Origin of the sequence: Thiohalocapsa sp. (assembly GCF_019695415.1) — a bacterium.
Classification (GTDB): Bacteria; Pseudomonadota; Gammaproteobacteria; order Chromatiales; family Chromatiaceae; genus Thiohalocapsa.
Window position 1 is genome coordinate 3,102 of the sequence record NZ_JAIFKJ010000167.1, and the last position, 5,621, is coordinate 8,722.

General features: G+C 66.2%; 3 protein-coding genes. 1 reads left to right on the top strand and 2 read right to left on the bottom strand.

What is annotated here, in order from left to right:
* Positions 1 to 3,163 (top strand): efflux RND transporter permease subunit (locus tag I6U14_RS04540; RefSeq protein ID WP_296897228.1); only part of this gene is annotated, 3,163 nt, incomplete at its 5' end.
* A gap of 532 nt (positions 3,164 to 3,695) precedes the next feature.
* Here I6U14_RS04540 and I6U14_RS04545 read toward each other — a convergent pair.
* Together I6U14_RS04545 and I6U14_RS04550 are read right to left on the bottom strand one after the other, a co-directional pair.
* The gene (locus I6U14_RS04545; protein ID WP_296897230.1) at positions 3,696 to 4,598 is read right to left on the bottom strand and encodes a sulfotransferase; all 903 of its coding nucleotides are present in this window, start codon (positions 4,596 to 4,598) and stop codon (positions 3,696 to 3,698) included.
* 137 nt (positions 4,599 to 4,735) lie between these two features.
* The coding region (locus I6U14_RS04550) for a hypothetical protein (RefSeq protein WP_296897232.1) at positions 4,736 to 5,621 on the bottom strand (886 nt) is incomplete at its 5' end.

Consider the following 5,621-nt stretch of genomic DNA (forward strand, 5'->3'; position numbering starts at 1 on the left):
GGGGGAGGGCGCCCGGATAAACGTCCCGTGCCGGGGCGGGTTCGCCCGGTACCCCGGGGCGTCGGCCACGGAAGTGGGGCATCTCAGTGCCGGCCCGGCCGAGCAGGTTCTCTCCGAGATCAAGGGCGTCAAGCACATCTACTCCGTCTCGCGCCCCGGCATGGCCGTGATCACGGTGCAGTTCCGCGTCGGCGAGGACCGCACCGACGCCATCGTGCGCCTGCACAGCAAAGTCATGTCCAACGAGGACTGGCTGCCGCCGAACCTCGGCGTGGCGCCGCCCATCATCAAGCCCAAGGGCATTGACGACGTGCCCATCCTCACCGCCACGTTGTGGTCCAAGGACCAAAACGTCGGCGCCTACGAGCTGGGCAAGGTGGCCCACGCGTTGGAGCAGGAGATCAAGCGTGTGGAGGGCACCCGCGACGTCTACACCGTCGGCGTGCCCGAGCAGGTGGTGCGCGTCATCCTGGACCCGCAGGCGCTCGCCGCCCACGGCATCGACCTCACCGACCTGCGCCGCTCGCTTCAGGCCAGCAACACAATCCGCGACGACATCGGCGTGGTGGCCGACAACACCGAGGTGCTGGTGCAGGCGGGCACCTTCCTGACTGACCCGCAGGACATCGGCGCCCTGGTGGTGGGCCTGCACGGCGGTCGGCCCGTCTACCTGCGCGATGTGGCCAGCATCGAGCGCGGCCCGGAGGAGCCCGAGAGCTACGTCTGGATGGGCATGGGGCCGGGTGCCGCCCACGGCGAAGGCACCCAGGAGGTCGGTGAGGTCGGCGACTGCGCCTTGGCCATGGGCTGCGCGACGCCCGCGGTGACCATCGCCGTCGCCAAGAAGGAGGGCGAGAACGCCGTGGACATCGCCGAGCGCGTCGTCGAGCGCTTCGGGCAGCTTGAGGGCATCTTCATCCCCGAGGGGTTGGAGGTCAGCATCACCCGCAACTACGGCGAGACCGCCGACACCAAGGCGAAGAAGCTCATCACCAAGCTGGCGTTTGCCACCATCAGCGTCGTGGCGCTGGTGCTGCTGGTCATCGGCTGGCGCGAGGCCATCATCGTCGGCGCCGCGGTCATCGTCACCCTGGCGCTGACGCTGTTCGCGAGCTGGGCCTGGGGCTTCACGCTGAACCGCGTGTCGCTGTTCGCGCTGATCTTCTCCATCGGCATCCTGGTCGATGACGCCATCGTCGTGGTCGAGAACATCCACCGGCACATGGCGCTGTGGCCCCGGAAGAAACTCCTGGAGCTGATGCCGGGCGCCGTGGACGAGGTGGGCAGCCCGACGATTCTGGCCACCTTCACCGTCATCGCAGCCCTCTTGCCCATGGCCTTCGTCACCGGGCTGATGGGGCCGTACATGAGCCCGATTCCCATCAACGCCTCCATGGGCATGCTCATCTCCCTGGTGGTGGCCTTCGTCTTCACCCCCTGGATGAGCAACTTCATGCTCGGCAGGCGGCATGATGCCGCAGCCGCCTCCGGCGAGTCCGCGCACGGACACCATGACGAGGGCGGCAGCGCCTTCCTGAAGCGTCTGTTCAACACCCTCATCGGCCCCTTCCTGGCGGGCGGCCGCGGCAAGCTGAACCGTTGGCTGCTGCTGGCGGGTGTGCTGCTGCTCATTGCGGGCTCGATGCTGCTCGCCGTGAACCGGGTGGTGATCATGAAAATGCTGCCCTTCGACAACAAGAGCGAGTTCCAGGTGGTGCTCGACATGCCCGAGGGCACCAGCCTGGAGCAGACGGCGCGCGTCCTCGGCGAGATGGGCGAATTCTTGAGCACCGTCCCCGAGGTGGCCAACTACCAGGTCTACGCCGGCACCGCCGCGCCCATCAACTTCAACGGCCTGGTGCGCCAGTACTACCTGCGCGAAGGCGCACACCTGGGCGACATCCAGGTCAACCTGGTGGACAAGCACCACCGCGACGACAAGAGCCACAAGATCGCGCTCAGGCTGCGCGAACCCTTGCAGGCCATCGCAAGGCAATACGACGGCAATGCCAAGCTCGTCGAGATCCCGCCCGGCCCGCCGGTGCTCTCGCCATTGGTCGCCGAGGTCTACGGCATCGACTACGACGGTCAGATCGCCATCGCCAAGCAGGTGCGCGAGGTCTTCGGCGAGACCGCTGACATCGTCGACATCGACGACTCGGTGGAATACCCGTCGGAGAAGGTGCTCGTGGTGGTGGACCGCGCCAAGGCCGCGCGCCTAGGCGTCGAGCAGGCCAGCGTCGCCCAGGCGCTGGCCACGGTGCTGGACGGCGAGGACATGAGCTTCCTGCACGGCGCCAACGTCAAGTACGCCGTGCCCATCCGCGTCGAGTACGACGCCGCCGACAAGGCGGACCTGGAGCAGGTTCTGGCGCTGAGAGTGCGCTCGATGGGCGGGCAGCTGGTGCCCCTGTCGGAGATCGTCGACGTGGTGGAGACCACCCGCGCCCACAGCATCTACCACAAGGACCTGCTGCCCGTCGTCTATGTCACCGGCGACATGGCCGGCCCCATCGACAGCCCCCTCTATGGCCTGTTCGCCATCGCCGGCCGGCTCACCGACGATCTCGGCCTGCCGCAGTGGTACATGCAGCAGCCGGACAACCCCTACGAGTTCAGCGTCAAATGGGACGGCGAATGGCAGATCACCTATGAGACCTTCCGTGACATGGGGCTGGCCTACGGCGTCGGCCTGCTGCTGATCTACCTGCTGGTGGTCGCCCAATTCCGCAGCTACCTGGTGCCACTGGTGATCATGGCACCGATTCCGCTCACCATCATCGGTATCATGCCCGGCCATGCCCTGCTCGGTGCCCAGTTCACCGCCACCAGCATGATCGGCATGATCGCACTCGCCGGCATCATCGTGCGCAACTCCATCCTGCTGGTGGACTTCATCAACCAGCAGGTCAGAGAGGGCAGCAGCCTGGAGCAGGCGGTCATCGAGTCCGCCATCGTCCGCGCCAAGCCCATCATGCTCACCGCCATCGCCGCCATGGCCGGCGCCGTGTTCATCCTGGATGACCCGATCTTCTCCGGGCTCGCCGTTTCCCTGCTGTTCGGTCTCTTCGTCTCCACCGTGTTGACGCTGGTGGTGATTCCGGTCGTGTACTACGGGGTGATGAGGAAGCGCGTGGAGTGGATCAGGACGGCGACGGGGTGAGGCTCCGGTGGACGCCCGGGCGGCGCGAGCGGGGGTCGGCGCCAAGGATGCAACAAGGTGACTGTCGGGGACGCCCGGACTCGTCTTCTTCCATCGCCATCATCTCGTGTCTCCGGCGATCCCGGGTGGTTATAACGACCCGCGGCTCAGTAGGCCGGCGATGTGATCCGGCGTGCGCAAGGAAAGCGCCTCGATGGTCAGCGAAGGGGCTTCGCCGCCGCCTGAGCTTGGAAATACGCTCGCATCCGCGACGAACAGACCGCATCGCCTGCAGGTACAGACGATGTGCCTTGCCGGAGAAATGCAGCGTACTCCCGCCGGCGCCCAGCACATGACTGTCGCGCCAGGCCGCCCTGTGCGTTCCCGCAACCAATACTCCCAAGAAGCGTCGTTGGACGGCCGTCAGGGTGCGTCCCGCGGGGTGACTGGCAAGGCGCAGCGCCCCCGAGCAGGAGCGCTTCGAGGCGGCGGCAACAGTAATGGCCTGCGTCCCGGAACCAACCCTCTGCCGTTTTGGCGTTCCAGCGCCGCGTCAGCTCGCCGCCGGCGGCACGGGCGACGGGTTGGCCTGGTGCAGACTGATCCCCTGCGCGGTGACCGCCTTGTCCCAGAAGCGCGCGAAATGGGCCACCCGCTTCCAGGCCGGGCTTCCCTGGACCGAGTCGTCGAAGATGCTGGGCCACTGTGGGCCCTGTGGCTCGACCTTCATGCGGATCTTGTGCAGGTCCTTGAAGCCGTAAGCGAAGTCGTCTTCCGTGGTGATTTGCTCCACGTTGTCGAAGTCGTGCCGGAACAGCGGCTCATCGAGGAACCGATAGACCCCTTCCAGGACTTCGCGCGGGTGGTTGGTCAGCTGCTCGTAATCGATGAAATGCATGTTCTGGCGCCAGCCACGGGTCAGCGCGTCCCTGACGGCGTTGAAGGCGCGCCCCACGGGCTGGGCATCGTCGATGAAGAGCTCGAAGCGCCCGAGCGCCGTCTTGCACTTGACGACATTGTTCATCTCCAGCGGCACCTGGCCCAGGGCCGAGGTCTTGCGGTACAGCCCCTCGAAAGACGCCAGTACGTCGCGCAGGTCCCGCACCGTCACCAGCACCCTGACCCGGTCGCGCCCCCCGATCAGCTCGGCGGCCATCTCCAGGAACTCCAGCCAATAGCGGTTCTTGTCGAAGCACACGGGCTGCGGCTCCTTTTCGAAGTAGCCGTAGAGCATGCTGCGCAGCACGTTGCGCTTCAGAACCTCGTTCTCTTGGCGATCCCGGGCGCGATTCGCATCGTTCTTGTCCCAGGTGTTGCGCACCTGGGCGAGCATATCGAGGATGCCGGACGTGGGCGTGACGTAGTAACGGGGATTCTGCCCCAGGATGTTCATCAACAGGGTCGAGCCGCTGCGCGGCAGCCCGGCGACGAAATAGACCGTCTTGTCTTCGCTCATGCGGGATTCGCTTCTGGCCGGAACCAAGATAGGCTACCGGAGGCCTCGCGCCAGCGAAACCGCCGCCGTCAAGACGCCGCCCGGTAGTCGAGCCCTGTGGGAGCGGCGTCCCCGCCGCGACTGGGCGCCGAATCGCCTCAGCCGCTCCGACCACACCGCCGCCGGGCGAGCCCGAGCGCCCCCAGACCGGGCAGCAGCAGCCACAAGGGCGTGGGCAGCGGGATCTGTTGCTGCCCCTCGGTGACCCGCAGCCGGATACTGGCGTTGTTGTCGACGAAGAGCAGGTCCGCGTCGGCCCAGTCGGGAAGCCCGAGGAAGGTCGCACCGAGGTTATCGAAGCCCAGGATGTCATCTGCGTCGATGAAGCTGACCTCATAGGTGCCGGGCTCGGTGAGGAACGACAAGTCGTCGAAGATGACCTGGCTGCCGGTGCCGAACGTGATGGTATCGAGGACCTCGTAGAAGTCGAGCTCGCCGGATTCGAAGCCCACCATATCCACCATCAGCGTTCCTTCGAACTGCACGGCGCTCTCGAAGGTCAGCGTGCCGATCTGGCCGTTGGCCATGTCCTCTGCGTCCACGGTGGCATCCGCACCGATGCCGATCGCGTCGCCGATCGACGGGATGTTGGGTCCGAAGTCCGAGGCGATCGCGGCGGGGTCGAAGGACCCGTCGAGTCCAATCCTACCGCCGTCGCCGCTCAACCGGCCGGCATCGATGGAGATGGTGCCGGCCTCCAGCAGCCCGTTGACGACGGTCTCCGGGACCCCGCCGCTATTCAGCGGTCCTGTGCCAGTGGATGTTGGTCCACCGCCTGCGGACTCCTGGATGAAGGCGCCCCCGCCGATCACCTCGCCCGTGTCCGTGATCTCGAACAGGCCGCTGTTGCGGATCGCGCCCGCGTTGTACAGCTCGCCGCTGTTGCGCAAGACGCCGTTGGCCTGGTTGTTGATCTGGCCGTAGTTGCCGAGATAGCCGGAGTTGTCGAGGGTCGCATCGTTATTGATCACACCGCCATCGGTG